The 18,789-nt window shown below is 70.6% G+C and carries 18 protein-coding genes; 5 read left to right on the top strand and 13 right to left on the bottom strand.

Annotated features, from left to right (window positions below):
• Window positions 1–3 precede the first annotated feature (3 nt).
• The 5 genes from ACYVIP_RS06975 to ACYVIP_RS06955 form a co-directional block, all read right to left on the bottom strand.
• Window positions 4–1,074 (bottom strand): ABC transporter ATP-binding protein, encoded by a 1,071-nt coding sequence (locus tag ACYVIP_RS06975; RefSeq protein WP_460393262.1) that lies wholly within the window; start codon window positions 1,072–1,074, stop codon window positions 4–6.
• On the bottom strand, window positions 1,053–1,874 hold the full coding sequence (gene modB / locus ACYVIP_RS06970; protein ID WP_460393260.1) for a molybdate ABC transporter permease subunit: 822 nt from the start codon (window positions 1,872–1,874) through the stop codon (window positions 1,053–1,055). The genes ACYVIP_RS06975 and modB overlap by 22 nt, the downstream gene beginning before the upstream one ends.
• Window positions 1,871–2,662, bottom strand: a complete 792-nt coding sequence (gene modA / locus ACYVIP_RS06965; RefSeq protein ID WP_460393258.1) for a molybdate ABC transporter substrate-binding protein — start codon at window positions 2,660–2,662, stop codon at window positions 1,871–1,873. Before modA ends, modB begins: the two co-directional genes overlap by 4 nt.
• A complete protein-coding gene (locus ACYVIP_RS06960; protein ID WP_460393256.1) occupies window positions 2,663–3,061 on the bottom strand; it encodes a TOBE domain-containing protein in 399 nt (132 codons plus the stop codon). It abuts the gene before it with no gap.
• Between the two features lie 84 nt (window positions 3,062–3,145).
• A complete protein-coding gene (locus tag ACYVIP_RS06955; protein WP_460393574.1) occupies window positions 3,146–4,123 on the bottom strand; it encodes an ArsR/SmtB family transcription factor in 978 nt (325 codons plus the stop codon).
• Window positions 4,124–4,323: 200 nt separating this feature from the next.
• On the opposite strand from ACYVIP_RS06955, the gene ACYVIP_RS06950 reads away from it, so the two are divergent.
• Entirely contained in the window at window positions 4,324–4,896 is a 573-nt protein-coding gene (locus tag ACYVIP_RS06950; RefSeq protein WP_460393254.1) for a hypothetical protein, read from the top strand.
• Window positions 4,897–4,961: 65 nt separating this feature from the next.
• Here ACYVIP_RS06950 and ACYVIP_RS06945 read toward each other — a convergent pair whose 3' ends face one another.
• The 4 genes from ACYVIP_RS06945 to sigJ form a co-directional block, all read right to left on the bottom strand.
• Complete coding sequence (locus tag ACYVIP_RS06945; protein WP_460393252.1) at window positions 4,962–6,725, bottom strand: glycosyl transferase; 1,764 nt, start codon at window positions 6,723–6,725, stop codon at window positions 4,962–4,964.
• Window positions 6,722–7,867, bottom strand: a complete 1,146-nt coding sequence (locus ACYVIP_RS06940; RefSeq protein ID WP_460393250.1) for a glycosyltransferase 87 family protein — start codon at window positions 7,865–7,867, stop codon at window positions 6,722–6,724. Before ACYVIP_RS06940 ends, ACYVIP_RS06945 begins: the two co-directional genes overlap by 4 nt.
• Window positions 7,868–7,947: 80 nt before the next feature.
• Entirely contained in the window at window positions 7,948–9,000 is a 1,053-nt protein-coding gene (locus ACYVIP_RS06935) for a serine hydrolase domain-containing protein (RefSeq protein WP_460393248.1), read from the bottom strand.
• 74 nt (window positions 9,001–9,074) lie between these two features.
• Window positions 9,075–9,998: an RNA polymerase sigma factor SigJ gene (gene sigJ, locus ACYVIP_RS06930; RefSeq protein ID WP_460393246.1), complete on the bottom strand. Its 924-nt coding sequence runs from the start codon at window positions 9,996–9,998 to the stop codon at window positions 9,075–9,077.
• Window positions 9,999–10,154: 156 nt separating this feature from the next.
• Between sigJ and ACYVIP_RS06925 the strand changes: the two genes are divergently transcribed.
• The 4 genes from ACYVIP_RS06925 (at window position 10,155) to ACYVIP_RS06910 (ending at window position 14,126) form a co-directional block, all read left to right on the top strand.
• Window positions 10,155–11,342, top strand: a complete 1,188-nt coding sequence (locus tag ACYVIP_RS06925) for an NAD(P)/FAD-dependent oxidoreductase (RefSeq protein ID WP_460393244.1) — start codon at window positions 10,155–10,157, stop codon at window positions 11,340–11,342.
• Window positions 11,343–11,438: 96 nt separating this feature from the next.
• Window positions 11,439–11,846, top strand: coding sequence for a YciI family protein (locus tag ACYVIP_RS06920; protein ID WP_460393242.1), 408 nt, complete (start codon window positions 11,439–11,441; stop codon window positions 11,844–11,846).
• Window positions 11,847–11,854: 8 nt separating this feature from the next.
• Window positions 11,855–12,994 (top strand): RNA polymerase sigma factor, encoded by a 1,140-nt coding sequence (locus ACYVIP_RS06915; RefSeq protein ID WP_460393572.1) that lies wholly within the window; start codon window positions 11,855–11,857, stop codon window positions 12,992–12,994.
• A 67-nt stretch (window positions 12,995–13,061) separates the two neighbouring features.
• Window positions 13,062–14,126, top strand: coding sequence for a cobalamin-independent methionine synthase II family protein (locus ACYVIP_RS06910; protein WP_460393240.1), 1,065 nt, complete (start codon window positions 13,062–13,064; stop codon window positions 14,124–14,126).
• A gap of 52 nt (window positions 14,127–14,178) precedes the next feature.
• On the opposite strand, the gene ACYVIP_RS06905 is transcribed toward ACYVIP_RS06910, so the two are convergent.
• From ACYVIP_RS06905 to eccD, 4 genes are all read right to left on the bottom strand, one after another.
• Window positions 14,179–15,066, bottom strand: coding sequence for a DUF2382 domain-containing protein (locus tag ACYVIP_RS06905; protein WP_460393238.1), 888 nt, complete (start codon window positions 15,064–15,066; stop codon window positions 14,179–14,181).
• A gap of 226 nt (window positions 15,067–15,292) precedes the next feature.
• Complete coding sequence (locus ACYVIP_RS06900; protein ID WP_460393236.1) at window positions 15,293–16,216, bottom strand: RCC1 domain-containing protein; 924 nt, start codon at window positions 16,214–16,216, stop codon at window positions 15,293–15,295.
• 117 nt (window positions 16,217–16,333) lie between these two features.
• Window positions 16,334–17,776 (bottom strand): type VII secretion protein EccB, encoded by a 1,443-nt coding sequence (eccB, locus tag ACYVIP_RS06895; protein ID WP_460393234.1) that lies wholly within the window; start codon window positions 17,774–17,776, stop codon window positions 16,334–16,336.
• Between the two features lie 6 nt (window positions 17,777–17,782).
• The coding region (eccD, locus tag ACYVIP_RS06890; RefSeq protein ID WP_460393232.1) for a type VII secretion integral membrane protein EccD at window positions 17,783–18,789 on the bottom strand (1,007 nt) is incomplete at its 5' end.

Genomic DNA, 18,789 nt, shown 5'->3' with positions numbered 1-18,789 from the left:
AGGTCAGCTGGGGTAGGTGGTGACCTCGGTCGCCTTGACCGTGGCGTGCAGCGGCATCCCGGGGGCCAGGTGGAGCTCGGCGACGGTGGCCGGGGTGACGTCGGCGAGCACGGGTGGCGTGCCGTCGAGCCGGACGCGGACCGTGTGGGCGTGTTGCTCGATGTGCGTGACGGTGACCGGCCAGCTGTTGCGCGGGCTGCCGTGGGGCTTGTCCAGGTGCAGGCTGACCGCCGCCGGCGGGAACGCGACGTGCACCTGCCCCTCGGCCGGCTCGGCGACGGTGAGCCGGCCAGCGGGGTCGAGCACGACGGTGGTGCCCTCGGCGGTCCCGCGATAGAGGTTGAGGCCGACGAGGTTGGCGACGTAGTCGGTGCGCGGCTGGCGGGCGACCTGTGCCGGTGGTCCTTGCTGGACAACGGTTCCGTGCTCGACGATGACCAGGTGGTCGGCGAGCACCATGGCGTCGAGCGGGTCGTGGGTGACCAGCAGGGTGTGGCCGGCATAGGCGGCCAGGTGGCGGCCGAGCTCGGCGCGGATGTGCATCCGGGTGCTGGCGTCCAGCGCGGCCAGTGGCTCGTCGAGCAGCAGCAGTGCCGGCTCGGTGGCCAGCGCGCGGGCGAGCGCGACCCGTTGGGCCTGGCCGCCGGACAGCGCTCTGGGCCTGGTGTCCCGGTGGTCGTCGAGACCGACCCGGCCAAGCCAGTCCCGTGCCTGGCGGCGGGCCCGCGCACGGGGCGTGCCGCGCGCGCGGAGTCCAAAAGCGACGTTGTCCAGCGCGGTCAGGTGGTTGAACAGCAGGTAGTCCTGGAACACCACGCCGATCGGCCGGTCCTCCGGCGGCACGAACACCGACGGCGGCCGGTCCCAGACCTCGTCGTCAAGGCGCAGGCCGCCGTCGGTGAGCGGCAGCAGCCCGGCGAGCGCGCGCAGCGCGGTGGTCTTGCCGGCGCCGTTGGGGCCGAGCAGCGCGACGACCTGCCCGGGTTCGATGGGCAACGCCAGATCGAGCCGGAAGCCCGTGGCGCGGGTGACCCGCAGGTCGGCGTGCAGGGTCATGACGGCGTGGAGATCCACCGGTCGCGCAGGCTGACCAGCACGACGACGGACAGGAGCAGCAGCACGATCGACAGCACGATCGCGGCCCCGGGGTCGGTCTCCAGGGCGAGGTAGACCGCCAGCGGCATGGTGGTGGTCTTGCCGGGGAAGTTGCCGGCGAAGGTGATGGTGGCGCCGAACTCGCCGAGCGCGCGCGCCCAGCAGAGCACCATGCCGGCCACGACCCCGGGCGCGATCGACGGCAGCGTCACCCGCCGGAAGGTCAGCCAGCGGGACGCGCCGAGGGTGGCGGCGGCCTCCTCGAACCGCGGATCGGCGCTGCGCAGCGCCCCCTCGACCGAGATGATCAGGAACGGCATGGCGACGAACGCCTCGGCGAGCACGACTCCGGTCGTGGTGAACGGCAACGAGATGCCGAACCAGGCGTCGAGGTACTGGCCGACGATCCCCCGCCGGCCGAGGACCAGCAGCAGCGCGACCCCGCCGACCACGGGCGGCAGCACCAACGGCACGGTGACCAGCGCGCGGAGCACCCCGCGACCTGGCAGGTCGCTGCGCGCCAGCAGCCAGGCCAACGGCACCCCGAGCACGAGGCAGATGGCGGTGGCCGCGCTGGCACACACCACCGACAGCAGCAGCGCCTGCCCGACCTCCTCGCTGAACAGCTGGTCGCCAAGGGTGGACCAGGGCGCGCGCACCAGCAGGCCCGCCAGCGGGACGACCAGGAACGCCAGACCGATCAGCGCGGGCAGCACGAGGACGACCGGCAGTCGCCCCCGCCTGCCGACCCCGCGCCGGACCGATCCGCGTCGGCTCATGGAGCGCCGAAACCGGCCTCGGTCAGCACGGCCCTGCCCTCGGCGGACAGCACGTAGTCGATGAACGCCCGCGCGCCGTCGGCGTTGGGCGCCTCCGCACATGCGGCGATGGGGTACTCGTTGACCGCCTCGCCGGACTCGGGGAACTCGATGCCATCGACCTCGTCGCCCGCCGCCTCGACGTCGGTCCTGTAGACCAGCGCGGCGTCGACCTCACCGAGCGAGACCTTGGTGAGCACGGCCTTGACGTCCTGTTCGAGGGTGTCGGGAGCGGCCGTGACCCCCGCGGCCTCGAGGACCTTCGCCGACGCCGCGCCACAGGGCACCTGTTCGGCGCACAACCCGATCTTGAGCTCCGCCTTGCCGAAGTCGGCGAGGCCGGTGATGTTGGCCGGGTTGCCCGCCGGCACGGCGATCTCCAGGGTGTTGGTCACGAACGTCACCGGGTCGTCGGTGATCGCGCCGGTGTCGGTGACCTCGGTCATGTTCCTGGGGGCGGCCGAGGCGAACACGTCGGCCGGCGCGCCCTCGTTGAGCTGTTTGGCGAGCGCGGAGCTGCCCGCGAAGTTGAAGGTCACCGTCACCCCGGGGTTGGCGGCCTCGAAGTCCTCGCCGAGCTGGGTGAACGACTCGGTCAGCGACGCGGCGGCGAACACGGTGAGGTCACCGCTGATATCGCCGCTGACCGCCGAGGACGAGCCGGGGTCCTCGGACGCGCTGGACCCACAGCCGGCAAGGGACAGCGCGGCAGCGACGGCTACCGCGAGCACACGTGGGGAACGGGACATTCACGCCTCCGGGATCTCGACGACGACATGGGTGGACTTGATCGAGGCGACCGCGACGCTGCCGACGTCCAGGCCGAGCTCGTCGGCCGCCTCCCGGCTCATCAACGAGACGATCCGGAACGGCCCGGCCTGCAGCTCGACCTGGGCCATCACCCCGTCCTTGACGACACGGGTGACGATCCCGCGCATCTGGTTGCGCGCGGACCTGGCGACCGTGACCCCCGGTTCCGGCGACTCGGACTGTCGCTGCAGGAACGCGGCCAGCTCGTGCCCCTCGATGGCCTTGCGGTTGTTGGCCCCCTGCACCACCGGGAGCCGGCCCTGGTCGACCCAGCGACGCACGGTGTCGTCGCTGACCCCCAGCAGGGCCGCCGCCTCACTGATCCGCAATTTCGGCATATTAGCGAGTCTAGCCACGCAACCGCGGAGACAGTGCAGCGAAGGGCTCCTTCACTGCGTCCGGCGCGGTGAAGGAGCCCTTCGCTACCCGCTGGCGAGTAGCCGCAGGCCCAACGGGGTGATCATGTGAATGACGAACGTGTGGTGCCGCCGGCTGGCGATGAGCCCGGAGTTACGCAGCACCGCCGTGTGATGGCTGACGGTCGCCGCCGAGATCCGCACGCGGCGGGCGAGGTCGGTAGTGGTCGCCGTGCGCACCAGTGACCGCAGAATCGTCGCGCGAGTGCTGCCCAACAACGCACCGAGGTGGTCGCCCGCGCCGCGAGGAGCACCGAGCAGCCGTGCCTCCGGCGCGACCGGATACACGAGTACCGGCCGAAGGCCGGGGTCGGCGAGGCTTACCGGGCTCCCGAGGCAGAAGTAGCTCGGGATAATGAGCAGACCGCGGCCATCGAGGTGCAGGTCGCGGTCGATCGGATAGTCGAAGCTCAGCACGGGACGGCGCCAGACCGCGACCGGCTCCAGGGTAGCGAGCATCGCCTCAGCCCCGCTGCGGAGGAAGGCGTGGATGCGGTCGGCGCTGTCGAGCCGGATCGCGCCGGTGATCTGCGGCAGGTGCGGTCGGACCGCCTGTCGGTAGTAGGCGCGGAGAGTCGTCCGCAGGTCTCGTAGGGCGGCGAGGTTTCCGTCGGCGAGGTCACCCAGCTGTGGGGTTGGCCTGTGCAGTCGGCCGATCTCGGTCCGGAGTCGCCTGCGCGGGGTGGTCAGCACGGCGTCGACCGCGGTGTCGGCGTCCGCGTCCGCGTCGGCGGCGTCGGCGGGAGTGAGGAAGTCGGGGAAGTAGGTCGCGTGTGGGGCAAGTTCCATGAGCCGGGGAAGCGTTTGGCGCAACACCGGATCCTGCCCGGCGCGGGTGCGGACCGCCCTGCGCCAGTGGTCGAAGTTCAGGCCACCGAGCGGATGTTGGAGAGCTTGGACGCTGTTGACCAACTCCCACAAGGGATCCACGTCAAGCTTCAACCGGGTACGAGCGAGGTCGAGGTCGGTGAAGTGGATTCGCATTGCTGGCACGGCAACGCACCCCTCCCGGTATCGCCTTGCTTCCGCTATCGGTGCTCGGCGCGCTAATGAGACAGGAAGTCATCCGATTGGCCTAGCAGTTCGACCACCTTCGAAACGCCCTGCCGGACAACGGCCGCGATGGAACCGTTCATGCCGAGTCAGCGGAATTCCGTTGGCAGGGACTAAGATTAGGGAATTTGATGCGCACTTATTCGAGGATCGTCGCCGCCGCCCTGGTGGCGTTGGCGACCACAGTCGGCATCGGCACGGCCAGCGCGACCGGGGCTCCGACGGACGCGAAAGCTCCGGAGGTCGTGTTCACCGCAGCCGAGAGACAGGCACTGCAGGCCCAGGTCGATCGGCATCTTGGGGACTACGGCGGCGGCGAACAGGTTGGTATCAACGAGATCGCCTACGACGACGGTAAGATGATCCTCACCATCCCGTTGCCAGGAGAGAAGAAGCCCCGCGCGATCGACGAACCGATTACCGCGCAAGGCCAGGCAGACTGCGCATATCTGTACGCATGCCTGTGGTCGGGCACCAACTTCACCGGGACCCGGTTGGCCCACACCGCCTGCGGGACCGTCACGCTCTCCGCGCCGTTCAATTCCAGTACCGCCTCCATTCGCAACGCGCAGTCCAACGGTACTCAGACGATGATTCTCAACTCGGATCGTCAAATCCTGAACGCCAACCTGGCCCCGAGCACGATCAACGACACCGGCGTCGGCAGTCGCTGGTTCGTCCGTTACTGGAACGTCTGCCCGTAGTCACACCAGTCGACAGTGGCGCGGTCGCCGAGGCGCCATGGGGTAGTGCCTCGGCGACCGGTGTGCTACCTGGTGAGGTGGCGGACGTCCCAGATCCAGACGTCGCCGACGAGAACGCCCTGCTGGTCCAGCAGGGCAGCCAGCGTCGCCCGTAACGCCTGGTCGTGTTGTCGGGGTGCGAGCACGATCAGGTCGGCTCGCCAGTAGCGGAGGTCGTGGCGGGCGGCGGCGCGTTCCGGTTCACCGATCGATGGCTGTTCTCCTTCTGTCGCCACGGTTTCCAGTAGTTGGGAGGTCGGGGTGTGCGTCGCGCCGTAGCGGCCTCGGCGGTCGTCGGGGGCGTTCGGGCCAAGGAAGTAGCCTTCCGGGATGGGAAAGTCGAGCCCGGCGACGACCTGCCAGCGCATCGGTTCGGCATTCCCTGGGCTGGCCAGCGGCACCGGGACGACCGAGCCTCCCGGGTCCACATAGGACTTCCAGGTGTCCTCGGTGAAGAAGCGCGGAGTCGATGGCCGGTCGTAGGTCTCCAGTGGAAGCGGAACCAGGGGCAGCAGCGCGGCGACGAGCGAACCGAGCCACCACAGGCGAGTAGGTCCACTTCGGATAGTGGTGGCGTCGATCCGGTCGGCGGCCAACGCCAGCAGCGCGCCGATGGCGGGCACGCAACCGAGCGCCAGTCGGGACTCGATGATCGTGTCGAGCAACGGCAGCTCGGTGAGGACCACCCACGGCCCGGGGATTCCGGTCGGCTCGTTGGCGATGACCAGTTCCACCCCGGTGGACAGCCACGCCAGCACGAACGCCGCGACGCCGAGCGCACGGGCCAGCGCGTCGCGCCGCAGCCACCACAGGATGACCACGACCAGGATGATCAGCGGCCAACCGAAGAACGCGTTCTCCTCGGTGCGGTTCATGGCGACCGCACCGGCCGAGCCGGGATCACCGGCGACGGACTGGCTGGCGTAACGGGTGAACGCCAGCAGGTCGTTGCCGGTCGGGCCGTGTTCGAGGGAGTGGTAGCTCTGCGGCCCGAAGAACTGCCACCACAGGGGAACCGCGACGATCGCCAGCGCCACCACCGCTCCCGTGCCGAGGCCGACGGCCAGTGGGCGGAGCAGCCGCGCCGGGTTCGGGTGCGCCAGCAGGTACGCGACGCCGAACACCAGCAACGTCATCGCGAAGATCAGCAGGGACTCCTCGCCGAGGAAGATCTGGTAGGCGGCGAGCAGGCCGAGGAGCACGCCGTCGCGTACCGGGCGGGTGCCGGCCGCGATCCGGATGATCTTGGTCAGCAGGAGGGGCAGCACGAAGCCGACGGCGAAGTTCGGGTGCGCGGTGGCGTGCGAGACGATCGCGGGCGCGAGCCCGCAGAATCCGGCGCCGATGATCGCGGCGGGACGCCACCGCACGACGTGCCGGGAGAACAGCCAGTACCAGGCGAACGCGGTGCCGGCGAGGCCAGCGGTCAGCGAGAAGGTCCAGGTGACCGTCGGTCCGAACGCGATCGTCAACGGGGCCAACGGAATACCGACACCCAGCATGCTGGTGTTGGCCATCAGGTTCACGCCGAGCGGATGGTTCAGCAGGTCGGTGAACAGCGGATTGTTTCCCTCGGTCACCGCTTTCGCGGTCACCGAGAAGAACCACTCCCACAGCTGTTGATCGGATCCGCTGTAGTAGAGGTATGCGCTGTCCAGGTCCCGCCACAGCCCGGCGTAGAGCACCACTGCGCTCAGCACGAAACCGACCGCCACCAGCACATCGGTGGTCACCTGACGAACGCGTAGCGGCGACGGCCTGGCGGGCAGGAGCGCGGGCAGGAAGATCATGTCCGCACCAGCTGCCGGTCCGCGCCCGGTCGCCGGACCGTCCACAGTGCCCAGCCGAGCAGGACCACGGTGACGATCAGATAGTTGTTGCCGAGCAGGTGTTGCCCGGGACTCCAGAAAAGCTCCCGCCCGTCACCGGTCGGCACGAACCAGTTCGGTCCGATGAGGACGATCAGGTAGCCGCAGGCCGCGGCCGTCCACCAGCGAGCGGCTCCCGTGCTGGCCGCGTGCCGGACCAGCAGCACCAGCGCCGGGATCGCCCAGACCCAGTGGTGCGACCAGGAAATCGGCGCGACCAGCAGCGCGGCGGCCGCGTTGACGACCAACGCCACCGGCGCGTCGACCCGGCGCATCACCAGCACCGCGACGGTGGTCACGATCGCGGCGAGCACCACGAACACGATCAGGCTCGCCGGCTGTGGCACGCCGAGCCTGCTCAGCGCGCCCGGGATCGACTGGTTGGTGACGAACGGCGACCCGGACATCCCGCCAGAGCGAAACGGCTCAACCAGCCAGTAACCCAACGACGCCGTCGGTGCGACCACCGCGCTGAGCCCGGTGACCCCGGCCGCGGTGACCGCGGCGGTGACCGCCGCGCGATAGTCCTTGCGTACCAGGAAGAACAGCACGAACGCCGCCGGCGTCACCTTGATCGCCGCCGCCACCCCGACCAGCATGCCGCGCGCGAACCGGGGTTTTGGCAGCAGGCAGTCGGCGGCGACCAGCGCCATCAACCACAGGTTGATCTGACCGAACCCCACCGTCTCCCACACCGGTTCGGCCACCAGCGCCAGCGGCAACGCCAGCAACACCAGCGCGCGCGTGCCGAGCAGGAGGTACAGCGTCATCGCGAGCGCGCCGACCGACAGCACCAGCATCACGATCGCCGACAGCGCCCATGGCAGCGCGACGACCGGGCTCAGCGCGAGCACACCGAACGGCGGATAGATGTAGGGAAGCCGGTCGCCGGTGGAGGTCGGGGGCAGCGTGCCGTACACGTCCTGCCCGGCCGTCAGCGCGTGCCAGGCGTGGCGGTACACCTGCAGATCCACGAACCCCGCGGTCCCCGCGGCGAAGAGCACGATCGCCCCGGACACCACGATCGCGGCCCCGGTGAGCGGTTCAGCACGGAAGCGACTCATGCCAACGGGACCGGCCCGGCCGCGCACCGGGTTGTGTGCCGACGCTCACCCAACCCCGCGGGCCGCCGGCGGCGTCACTACTACCCCTGGTGGGCGGTGATGATCTCCCTGGCCAGTGCGTCGATGGCCTGGGTCGAGTCCTCGTAGTTGCTGAGGATCGCGGTGATCCAGTCGGTGTCGGGATAGGAGTCCAGGTCGGCGCACACGCCCCCACCGGGGTTTCCGCCGTGGGCGTTGATGGGCCGGCCGGCCAGGTGGGTCTGCGTGAAGCGGACCAGGTCCATGGCGGTGGCGAACGACCCGCCAGCGGGCGTGCCGATGAAGATGTGCTTGTCCATGGCGTTGACGCGTTCCCCGGTGGGCAGCAGCGTGTAGGGCCGGGCGATGCGCCGGTCGGTGCGCCAGTGCGGTGTGGTGTAGAAGTCCGCGCTGGTCATCTTGGCCGGCCGGAGGACATGCTCGCGAATGTGCTTGTAGTAGGACCTTTTGGTGACCTGCTCGATGATCGCGCCGAGCGTCACGTATCCGGAGTTGCTGTACTGGTTGCCGGTGCCGGGTGGAAAGGACAGCGTGCCCTTGCGGACATAGGACATGATGCCGTTCATGACCTCGGCGGCACTGTCCCATGCACGCGCCTCGGCGAAGAACTCCTCGCTGTGGAAGTTGCCCATGCCGGAGGTGTGGGTTCGCAGGTGGTCGATGGTGACGTGCTCGGCGATCTCGGCGGGAAATCCGTCGAGGTAGGTGCCCAGCGTGTCGTCGTAGGCCAGGTCACCCCGCTGGACCAACTGGTCGATCGCGACCTGGGTGAACAGCTTGGTGATCGAGGCCAGCGAGAAGATGGTGTCCGGCCGGTTGGGCAGTCGCCGGTCCTGGTCGGCCATGCCGTGCGACCGCACGAGTACCGGCCGGTTTCGGTGGTACAGCAGGACAGTGCCGGAGAACTGGTCCTCGTCGGCCAGCCGGGCGATGAGCTGGTCGAGCCGGCCGCCCGGTCGCAGGTCAGCCGGTACCGAGCCGGCGGCGGCGGCGGTGTTGGTGACGGCCAGCACTCCGCCGAAGGCCAACGGCGCGGCCCCGAACGCGGTGAGCACGGTCCGTCGGGAAAGTCGGGCAGATTCATGGTTGGTCATGGCAACAAAGCGTGCCAGCCAATGGCCGGGATCCTGTTCAGGATTCCGGAACGCACAGCGTCCTGCTTGCTGATTCACAGGAAGGCGGCGCATCGACGTGCCGTCCACGGCCGGAGCTTGTCGGGGTTGCGTACCGCCCAGATGTGCGTGATCCGGCCCTCGGCGACCTGGAACGCCGCCACGGTCACGATGACGCCGTGCCGCCGCACAGCCAGGCCGGGCTGACCGTTGACCGTGCACTCCACCATCGTCAGGTCGCGGAGCCTGCCCGCGAGCGCGGCCAGGGAGCGCGCGATCCGCTCGGCGCCCACGATCGGCCGCAGCGTGGTGCTGACCTGGCCGCCGCCGTCGGCGATGGCGGTGGCGCCCGGGTCGAGCAGGCCGATGAGGGCGCCGACATCGCCGGCCTCCCAGGCCCGTTTGAAGTTCCGGACGATGGCGGCCTGCCCGGGCACCGGGGTCGCCGGCGTCCGCGCGCCGCGGATCCGCCGGCGGGCGGAGGTGGCCAGCTGGCGACAGGCCGCCGCGCTGCGGCCGACGATCTCGGCCACCTCGGCGAAGGGATACCGGAAGACATCGTGCAGGACGAACGCCACGCGCTCGGCCGGGGTCATCGCGTCGAGCACGACCAGGAAGGCCATGTTGACCGACTCGTCGAGGGTGACCCGGTCAGCCGGATCGGCCGCCGGCCCGCCGCCGAGCCATTCCGACGGTTCGGGCAGCGGCTCCGGGATCCACTCGCCGACATAGGTCTCCCGCCGGACGCGGGCCGAGGACAGCACGGTGAGGCACAGCCGGCTGGTGACCGTGGTCAGCCAGGCGCCGGGTGACTCGATGGCGTCCCGCTGCGGCCGGGACCTGGCATACCAGCGGGCGTAGGCGTCCTGGACGACGTCCTCGGCGTCGGCCAGCGAGCCGAGCAGCCGGTACGCCAGGTTGATCAGCCGCGGCCGCTCGCGCATGAGCACGGCCGCGTGGTCCACCGGTTGGCTGGTCATGTTCTCGTCATGGTCTGGTCGGCTCCCGTTGGTCGCGTCGGCTCCTCCCAGTTCGACCGGACAGCGTGGCGAACTGTGAGGTCTGGCCGGCCGCCTCACGTTTCGCGGTGGTGGGCGGTCGGAGTGGTGAGACCCGATCGAGAACGGAAACCCACCATGCCAACACGCCAGACAGCACACCAGGTCGTCGTCATCGGCGGCGGCTACGCCGGCGCGATCGCGGCCAACCGGTTGCGCAGCCGCGACGACATCGACATCACCCTGGTCAACCCCCGCCCGACGTTCGTCGACCGAATCCGGCTACACCAGTTCGTCGCCGGCACCGGTGAGGCCACTGTGGACTTCAGCACGCTGCTCGGCGACGGCATCCGCCTGGTGGTCGACAGCGCGACGCGCATCGACACCGCGGCCCGCACGGTACACCTGGCGTCGGAGCGCACCCTGGACTACGACTACGTCGTCTACGCGGTCGGCAGCACCGGGGCGATCCCGTCCTCGGTGCCCGGCGCCGCGGCGTTCGCGGTCTCGGTCGCCGAGCTGGAGTCCGCGCGGCTGCTGCGCGCCAGGCTCGCCGCGCTGCACCCGGACGCCCCGGTCATCGTGGTCGGCGCCGGGCTGACCGGGATCGAGACGGCCGCCGAGTTGGCCGAGCGTGGACGGCGGGTCACGTTGGTCGGCGGCGGGATCCTGGCGCCGTCGCTGAGCACGCTCGCCCGCCGGTCCACGGCCACCTGGCTGGCCGGACACGGCGTCGCCGTGCTCGAGTCCACTGTGGTCACCGAGGTCCGGCCGGACGCGGTCGTGTTCGCCGACGGCACGGTACGCGCGAGCGCGCTGACCATCTGGACGGCCGGTTTCGGCGTGCCGGAGTTGGCGGCGGCCAGTGGACTGCGCACCGACGACCTCGGCCGGCTGCTCACCGACGAAACCCTGACCAGCGTCGACGACGACCGGATCGTCGCGGCCGGGGACGCCGCCGCGCCGTCCGGCCAGCCGCTGCGGATGAGCTGTCAGGCCGCCGGGCCGCTTGGCGCGCAGGCCACCGACACCGTGCTGAGCCGGATCGCCGAGACCGTGCCCCGCGCGATCAACCTGGCCTTCGTCGGGTCGTGTGTCAGCCTGGGCAGGCGGGCGGGGGTGCGCCAGTTCGCCCGCAAGGACGACACCTCCATGAACGTCTACTTCGGCGGCCGCATCGGCGCGGCGTACAAGGAACTGACCTGCAAGCTCGGGGTGCTGAAGATCCGCCGCGAGGCCAGCAGGCCAGGTTCCCTGCCATGGCCGAAGGGCGGCCGGCACCTGTCCACACCGGACCCGCGGGCCGACCTGCCACGAACCGGTTAGATTTTTCTGGCCGGCGATGTCGAGAACCGGTGGCTGGCTCCGTCCCCGTGGTGAATGTGAGCAGAATGGCGCACACCAGTACCGAGGAGAACCACGATGACCAAGTACCTGCTGCTCAAGCACTACCGCGGCGCGCCGGCAGCGGTCAACGACGTGCCGATGGACCAGTGGACGCCGGCGGAGATCTCCGCGCACGTGCAGTACATGCGGGACTTCGCCGACCGGCTCGAGGGCACCGGCGAGTTCGTCGACGGGCAGGCGCTGGCGCAGGAGGGGACCTTCGTCCGGTACGACGGCGAGGGCCGCCCGCCGGTCACCGACGGCCCGTTCGCCGAGACCAAGGACCTCATCGCCGGCTGGATGGTGATCGACGTCGACAGCTACGAGCGCGCCGTCGAGCTGGCCGGGGAGCTGTCGGCGGCCCCGGGCGCCGGCGGCAGGCCGATCCACGAGTGGCTCGAACTGCGCCCGTTCCTGACCGAGCCGCCCACCGTCACGGAGTGACCTCGCCGATGAACGAGGCCACCCTCCGGAGCCTCACCCCGAGCGTGCTCGGCATCCTCGTCCGCCGCGGAGCTGACTTCGCGGCGGCCGAGGACGCCGTGCAGGACGCGCTGGTCGAGGCGATCCGGGTCTGGCCGGCCGACCCGCCGAGGGATGAGAAGGGCTGGCTGGTCACCGTGGCCTGGCGCCGGTTCCTCGACGCCACCAGGGCCGACACCGCCCGCCGCCGGCGAGAGGACACCGTCGAGCCCGCGCCGGAATCGGTGCCGGAGGTGGACGACACGCTCCAGCTCTACTTCCTGTGCGCTCACCCGTCGCTGACCACCTCCGCCGCGGTCGCGCTCACGCTGCGCGCCGTCGGCGGGCTGACCACCCGGCAGATCGCCGGCGCCTACCTGGTGCCGGAGGCGACCATGGCCCAGCGCATCACCCGGGCCAAACGCACCGTCGCCGGCGTGCGCCTCGACCAGCCAGGTGACGCCGCCACCGTGCTGCGCGTGCTCTACCTGGTGTTCAACGAGGGCTACTCGGGCGACGTCGACCTCGCGGCCGAGGCCATCCGGCTCACCAGGCAGCTCGCGGCCGCGATCGACCACCCGGAGGTGGCGGGGCTGCTCGCCCTCATGCTGCTCCACCACGCCCGCCGCGCCAGCCGGACCGGGCCGGACGGCAGCCTGGTGCCGCTGGCCGAGCAGGACCGGGGGCGGTGGGACACCGCGCTGATCACCGAGGGAGTCGCCATCCTGCAGGCGGCCATCGCGCGCGATCGGCTGGGCGAGTTCCAGGCCCAGGCCGCCATCGCGGCCCTGCACGCCGACGCGCCGACCGCCGAGGAGACCGACTGGGTGCAGATCGTCGAGTGGTACGACGAGCTCGTCCGCCTGACCGACAGTCCGGTCGTGCTGCTCAACCGGGCGGTGGCCGTCGGTGAGGCGGACGGGCCACGTGCCGGGCTGGCGGCGCTGGCGACGCTGGCCGACTCGGTGCCTCGGCACGCCGCGGTGGCCGCGTACCTGCACGAGCGCGACGGGGACCTGGCGCGCGCGGCGCGGCTGTACACCGAGGCCGCGGGCCAGGCCACCAATCTCGCCGAACGCGACCACCTGACCCGCCAGGCCGCTCGGCTCAATACCTACCTTCGGCGTTGACGAATCACGTCCTCGGCTGGCTAAGTTTGTCTGAGTGATCAGTTGACCACTCCCAGGGAGGACGCCCATGCCTATTCCGACCGAGCCGATCGGCAGCATTCCCCGCCCGAAATACCTACTGGACGGAATGGCCGACCTGGCGGCCGGCAGGATCAGTCAGGCCGAACTGGACGCGGTGGTGGCGCAGGCGTTGGCGGAGACCATCGAGCGGTTGACGGCCACCGGCTCACCGGTGCTCACCGACGGGGAGCAGAGCAAACCGAGCTTCGCCACCTATCCGTTGACCGGGGTGGCCGGGCTCGCGCCGGACGGCGCGGTGATCCCGTTCGCCGACGGTCACCAGCGCCAGCTGCCCCGGCTGACCACCGGCCCGTTCCGCTACGGGGCGTTCGCGAACTCCTGTCTGGCCAAGGCGACCCAGTTGACCGACAAGCCGGTCAAACAGTCGGTGATCGCGCCCTCCGCGCTGAGTTTGCTTTATCCGGCCGACGGGATAGCCGGCTACCCCCGGGAGCAATTCCTCGCCGACCTGGCCGATGAATCCGAAAAGGACATTCGACAGTGTCTCGATGCCGGTGCGGCGTCGGTACAACTGGACTTCACCGAGGGGCGGCTGTCGCTCAAGCTCGACCCGTCCGGTGGCGTGCTCGAACAGTTCATCGCGCTGAACAACACCGTGCTGGACCGGTTCTCGCCGCGGGAACGTGCGCGGCTTGGGGTGCACACCTGCCCCGGCGGCGACCAGGATTCGGCGCACAGCCTGGATGTCGACTACGCCGACCTGCTCCCCCAGCTGTTCGGCCTGCACGCCGGCACGTTCTACCTACAGTTGGCCAGCGAACGGGATCCGGCCAGGGTGCTGTCGATCGTGCGCGAGCACGCCCGTGACGATCAGCGGATCTTCGTCGGTGTCATCGATCCGATCGACCCTCGGGTGGAGACCGAGGAGGAGGTTCGGGACCGCGTGCTGCAGGCGGCCAGCTACCTCCCGGTGGAGCGGCTTGGCACCTGTGACGACTGCGGGTTCGCACCGTTCGCCGACGACACCTCCACCTCGCGCGACCTCGCCTTCGCCAAGATCGAGGCCAGGGTGGTTGGCACGCGACTGGCCGCCGAGGAACTCGGCGTCTGACCGGTCCAGGCTGCCGGCGGCGGTCGAGTCCTCGACTGCCGCCGGCACGGCGTCAACGCGCCCGGCGGCCCTTGCGGTCGTCCTGCACGTCGATCTCCTCCTTGCGGATCTGCCCGGACACCGTCTCGGTGTCGGTCACTTCCTCCTTGACCAGGCGCACCCGCTCGACCGCGACGGTTTCCTTGGTCACCACGGGTTTGTCGGCGTGCAGGATAATCTCCTGCTGTGCCTCGGAGATCTCGCCGACCATGGCCGAGTCCCGGTTCTGGTCGGTGATGGGCTCGCGCACCACGCGAACCTCCTCATGCGACACCGGCACGTTCACCTGCTGCTCCTCGGTGACCACGTGCTTCACCAGGCGCACCTTGCCGGTCTCCACCCGTTCGGTGGCGATCCGCAGATGCTCCTCGGAGCGCGTCATCGCCTCGCCGTCTGGCAACTGGCCGGACTGCTGGCCAGAGCCCTTGGTGGAACCGCGGGTGGTGGTCTGCTGGCTGGAACGCTGCGTGGCCTGTTGGCCGGACCGCTGTCCGGTCATGCCCGCCATGCCCGCCTGCTGCTGGCCGGTCTGCTGGCCGGACTGCCGCTTGCCGGAGCCTTCCGGGCTGGTGCGCTGCGGGCCGAAGCCGTAGTAGCGCATCAGTTCGGCCTGCTCGTCCTCGGTGATCCGGTCGTTGGCCGCGTCGATCTTCGGCGAGTCCTTGACCCGGTCCTTCTCGATCGGTACCCGGACCTCGTCCTCGCGGAGTTCCGCGCTTTGCAGCGGTACGAACGACTCCCGCATGCCGAACAGTCCGGTGTGTACCGAGGCCCATACCGGGGCACCGGTCTGGTCGTCCACCCAGACACGCTTGACGGAGCCGATCTTCTCACCCTTGGTGTCGATGACCTCGCAGTCATACAACCGGCTCACCATGTTCTGACCGATCACGGTTCTCACCCCTCCACTGTCGACGGTCGGTCGCTGATATTCGGGGCTAGCCTGGAGTACGGTCAACCATTCACCGATCCGCACTGTGTCACCCAGACGAGTGAACAGCGCGTAACCCGTTCGGGGACATGGCCGGTGTACATTGTGGACTCAACGCACGCGGACGGGCACGGGCGGTGACACAGCTCAGCCCCCACCCGCAACGCGAGTGAGGGCTGAACCGCGGTCGGTTCTCCTACCGCAGCACGATGCTGTGGTAGAAGGTCGAGCTGATTTTGGTGATGCCGCCCTCGCTGACCGTGGCCGGGACCTGCATCTGGCCCTGGCCGTTGTAGTTCCAGACGATGACCTTGCCGTCCTTGAGCACGATGTTGTGCAACTGGCCGGCGGCGATGGCGGTCACCCCGGACTGGGCGATCGTGGGCACCACGGCCTGCTCATAGAGGTTCCACCCCCACGCGATCACCTTGCCGTCCTTGAGGGCCAGGCTGTGCTGGGCGCCGGCGGCGACCGCGTCCACTCCGGACTGTGCCTCCTCCGGCACGTTCAGCTGCCCGTACTCGTTGGACCCCCAGGCGATCACCCGGCCGTCCTTGATCGCGAGGGCGTGGTTGAACCCGGCCGAGATCGACGTGACCCCCGACTGGGCCTCGGCCGGCGGGTTCATCTGGCCCCAGTTGGTGTTCGGGGTGTCCCAACCCCACGCCAGGACGCCGCCGTTCTTCAGCGCCAGGCTGTAGTTCAGGTTGGCCGAGATGGCGCTGACGCCGGACCGCGCCTCCGCCGGCACGTCGGTCTCCAGCCACCGTCCCCATGCGATGACCTTGCCGTCCTTGAGCGCCAGGTGGTGGTAGCCGCCGGCGGCGATGGCGTCGACGCCGTCCCACACCTCGACCGGCACCCGGTCCAGCTCCGGGTAGCCGAGGCCCTCGACGCCCCACTGGATGACCTGGCCATCCTTGAGCGCGATGTTGTGCTTGAACCCGGCGGCGATCGCGTCGACGCCGGACTTGGCCTCATCGGGGATCGGCACGCGGATGACCTCGGCCGTGCCCCAGGTCAACACCTCGCCGACCGGCGCGGGCGCGGCGGCGGCCGGAACCGCGCCGAGCAGCACGACTGATGCCGCCAATGCGGTGACACCCAACAACTTCTGCACTTCTTCTTCTCCAGATGGGTCGGGGAACTGGGCCCGGGGACCCTAGCAGTGCACACCACACGGAAAGCACACGCTTCCCGTGAAGTTCCCACCAACCCCCTGAGGACCGCAGAGGGGTTAGCTGGCGGCTGCCTGTTGGGCGGCGGCGGTCGGGTCGAGGGCGGGGCCGGCGGGGAGGCGGGCTATCAGGCCGCCGGGTAGGCGGACCGGGGTGACGTTGCCGTAGCCGAGGCTCGCGAGTACCTCCGGGGAGACCACGGGGTAGCGGCGGCCGGTGTCGGTGACCACGGTCAGCGTGCCGACCTGCGCGGCGGCCGATGGCATGGCCTCCACCACCGCGGCCCAGCCGGGCCGGACGTGCACCCGGTCGGCCAGCGGCGTGCCCTCGACCGACCGGCCGATGGTCGCGGCCAGCGGGTCGGCCGGTGGCGGCACGGTGTCCACCGTCAACCGGGGCACCGCCGACCCGGGCGCGAAGGTGGCACAGACGGTCGACTTGCCGTCCCGCATCCTGGCCAGCGGCGGCAGTTGGGCCGGCACGTCACCGTCGGCCCGGTCGTCACCCGCCGGCGCCTCGCGCCGGTTCGCCCCGGAGGCCAGGGACGAGGACAGCGGCAACGCCGTCGGCTCGCCGTCGGGATAGGCCGCCCTGGTCGGCGCGTACGCCCGCTGCACGTCGTACTGCAGCTCGCTGATCGCCAGCAGCTCCTCCCCGCCGACCAGGTAGTACTGCGTGGTGCCCGCCGAGGTCAGCACCTGCACCAGCGCGCCGATCCGCAGGTCGTCACGGCCGGGCACGGCCGTGGACGGCTGGCCGGCGCCGGGCACCGGGATCGGGCTGATCGGCCTGCCCTCCGGCAGGACGTCCAGCCACGCCCGGCCGACCCTGGCCCACGGCTGCGCGGTCAGCGCGAGCCCGGTGCCGGTCACCGCGAACTCGTCGAGCCGGTGCCGGTGTCCCCGCCACACCAGATACCGCTCGTCGGTGTCGGCCAACCGGACCAGCAGCACCTGGTCACGCAGCTCCTGCCCGCCCACCGGGGCCGACCCGACCAGCAGCACCGACTCCTCCACCCGCCCGCCGGCGACATCGCTGGCCGGCGTCGAGCACAGCGACCACGAACCGTCGAGCAGCCGATCCGCCCCCGGCAGCGCGTCCGGCGCGTCCGGGATGCCGAGCCGGGGACCTCGGGGCACGTCCACCATGGAGTCCCGCGACACCTCCCGGGTGGTGGCGTTCCCGCCGACCAGCAGCACCGCCGAGGCGTAGTTGGCCACCGGGTGCAGCCGCTCGTTCAGGTAGACGAACCGGGTCCCGGTCTCCGTCTCGATGATCACCGCGTTGGCGTCGCGCCACGCGTCGTTGCCCCCCGGCACGATCATCCCGTACACGCCGACACACGCCAGCGCCACGATCGCCAGCGCCACCCCGATGAACGACGAGCTGACCGGCCGGCGAAACGGCGGATGCTCCGGATCGGTCTCCCCGACCACCAGCGCCGAGGTCGCCCGCTGCACGACGAACTGGTAGGCCTGCAGCTGATCGCGTTTGCTCGCCATCCCCGCTCAGCCCCCCAGCCCGCGCACGTACCCGAACAGGCCGAGCGCCGAACAGATCGTCGGCACGATGGCCACCATCACCAGGATCTCCGCGTACTCGGCCAGCCGGCCGAGGTAGGGCCCGGCGGCGCGGGTGCTGTACCCGACACCGGCCGCGATCGCGCCCGCGGCGACCACGAACAGCACCGGGCCCACGATCATCAGCAGCGCGTCGGGATCGGTGATCAGCGGGCCGGCGATCAGGCCGGCGGCCACGATCCCACCGGTGACCAACATCGGCACCCGGTGGTGCAACACCGGATATACCCGCGCGCGCAACAGGAACCCGGCGGCCAGCAGCCCGGCCAGCACCACCCCGGCCTCACTCGCGCCACCGGCGAGCACCAGCCCGCAGCAGGACACCACCACCCCGGTGCCCACCAGCAGCCCGGTCAGCAACGCGTCGGCTCTGGCCACGGTGGCGTGCACCCGGGAAAGCGGCGGCTGCGGATCGTCGCGCAGCAGGTCGGCGGTGGAGCGCGGCAGCACCGGCATCGGCACCCGGCCCAGCCGCAGCGCGAACGTGGCGTACCCGGCGGTCAGCATCAGCAGTCCCCCGCCGACCACGGCCGCCGACTCGTGCGGCCGCCAGTCCCACGTGGTCAGCCAGGCGCCGAGCACCGTGCCGAAACCGACGGTGATCGCGCCGGCGAACAGCGCCTGGGCGGTGGCCACCGCGAGCATGCCGAGCAGCGCGGCCAACAACAACACCGCGCCGCCGAGCAGCAGGTGACCGGCCGACAGCTCGCCGATCGGCTTGTCCCCGGCCAACACGAGCCAGCCACCGGCGAACGCGAACGGCAACGCGCAACTGGCCACCACGACCCCGGCGCCGGCATCGCCGGCCGCCCTGGCCAGTACCGCGGCCACCGCCAGCAGCACGCCGGTCGCGCCGAGCGCCCACCACGCGGGCGCGTCCCACGGCGGCCCGGCGCGCTGCACGTCGGCCAGCACGAGCAGCAGCGCGGCGACCC

It is taken from the genome of Actinophytocola sediminis (assembly GCF_054779715.1).
The sequence above is the reverse complement of the archived record's forward strand: the minus strand, read 5'-3'. Positions and strand labels throughout refer to the sequence as shown.